Below are 507 nucleotides of genomic sequence, written 5' to 3' on the forward strand. Positions count from 1 at the left end.
CGTAGAAAAACAGGGGAATTTCCGCAAGAGGGTCAAGCCTTAAGGAGAATTTCATCTTTTTTCCTAGGAGCTGGGACAAGCAACTCAACTACCAGGTTGCAAATTTCGTCGTCTAGGCTCGTTAGAAAAAGAAGTAAGAGGTGAGTATAAATGAAAATAGTAGGAATTTCAGGTTCGAATGTTGGAACGAAAACAAAAACAGCAATGAATTATGCAGAAGCCATTTTAAAAGAAAAATACTCAGAAGTAGAGTTTGAATTAATCGATTTAGCAGAATATGAAATGGTTTTTAGTGATGGAAGAAATTATTGGGAGTATGAAGGGGATACCAAATACGTTTCTGAAAAGATTATGGCTGCAGATGCGCTTATTATTGGGACACCGACCTTCCAAGCTTCTATTCCAGCCTCTTTAAAAAATCTATTTGATCTATTGCCGGTTAATGCGTTTCGCGACAAAGTAGTAAGTATGATCGGTACTGCTGGAACACCCAAACATTTTCTAATG

At 37.7% G+C, this 507-nt stretch carries 1 protein-coding gene; it reads left to right on the forward strand.

The window, feature by feature from the left end:
- Window positions 1–150 precede the first annotated feature (150 nt).
- On the forward strand, window positions 151–507 hold a 357-nt coding region (locus tag ABS911_RS15355), incomplete at its 3' end, for an NADPH-dependent FMN reductase (protein WP_350468270.1).

It is taken from the genome of Carnobacterium sp., from assembly GCF_040274425.1.